General features: G+C 63.5%; 2 protein-coding genes. Both read left to right on the plus strand.

Annotated features, from left to right (window positions below):
- Positions 1-602 (plus strand): ABC transporter substrate-binding protein (locus EN925_RS36350; RefSeq protein ID WP_245487426.1); only part of this gene is annotated, 602 nt, incomplete at its 5' end.
- A 222-nt stretch (positions 603-824) separates the two neighbouring features.
- A partial coding sequence (locus EN925_RS36360) for an ABC transporter permease (RefSeq protein WP_164894681.1) occupies positions 825-1,294 on the plus strand: 470 nt, incomplete at its 3' end.

Below are 1,294 nucleotides of genomic sequence, written 5' to 3' on the forward strand. Positions count from 1 at the left end.
GCTACGGACAGCCGATCGATACGCTGGAAACGCCGGAATACGCATCCTACGACGCGTCGATCAAGGTCGAGCACAATCCGGAAAAGGCCAAGGAATTGCTGGCTGCCTCCGGCTATTCGCCGGAAAAGCCGGTCAAGTTCACCATCCAGACGACCAAGGGCTTCAAGCCCAAGGACTATGAGATGATCCAGGCGATCGTCGGCATGTGGCGCAAGGTCGGCATCGAGGCGACGATCGAGGTCTACGAGATCGCAAAGCACTACGAACTGCGCGCCGCCGATAAGCTGGCGCCGGCCGCCTTCTACAACTGGGGCAACGCCATCGGCGATCCGACCACCTCGACCGGCTTTGCCATGTACGGCCCGAGCCCGCATTCGGTGTGGGACAGCCAGGATTTGATCGACATGATCAACCCCTTGTGGGGCGAGAAGGACGAGGCCAAGCGCATCGCCGGCTGGAAGGCTGTCGACAAATACATCGCCGAGCAGGCCTATGTGCTGCCGCTGATGCAGTATGCGCAGCCCATCGTCCATGCCAAGGGCGTCAATGTGGTTCAGCATGTGTCGGGCGCGCTGCTGCCGGCCCTGATGACCCCGGCCTGAGAGAGTCGAGAAAGGCGCGCTGTCGCAAAGCCGGCATGCCTTCTCCCAACTTGCGCAGGCCCCCTCATCCGGCCCTTCGGGCCACCTTCTCCCCGCTGGGGAGAAGAGACCGGCTCAGCCGTCAGCGACCTCTTCTCCCCTCGGGGAGAAGGTGGCCGCGAAGCGGCCGGATGAGGGGTCTTCGTTCCATCAGTCACCGAAACGCATTAGGCCTACGCCAGAATGCTCCTGCAGAGATTCCTGATCCGTCTGCTGACGATGCTGATCACGCTGTTCGGCGTGGCCGTCGTCGTCTTTGTCGTGATCCGCGTCGCGCCCGGCGATCCGATCGCCATGATGCTGCCGCCTGGTGCTACGGATGCCGACATTGCCCGGCTGCGAGCGCTCTACGGCCTCGACAAGACCATCGTGCAGCAATTCTTCATCTGGCTGTCAGGCGTCGCCAGGGGCGATTTCGGCACCTCGATTTCGCTCAGGCAGGATGTGCTGGGTCTCGTCTTCAACCGGCTGCCAGCGACGCTGGAGCTTGCCATCGTCGCGCTTGTGATGGCGGTGGCGCTCGGCGGCACGACGGCAATCATCGGCGCGCGCGAACGCGGCACGGCGGTCGAGGCCGGCATCGACATCGCCAGCGGCGCGGCGCTTTCCATTCCCGACTTCCTGTGGGGCCTGGTGCTGATCCTGCTGTTCGG

The sequence above is a fragment of the Mesorhizobium sp. M7A.F.Ca.US.006.04.2.1 genome, from assembly GCF_004022915.1.
Classification (GTDB): Bacteria; Pseudomonadota; Alphaproteobacteria; order Rhizobiales; family Rhizobiaceae; genus Mesorhizobium; species Mesorhizobium ciceri.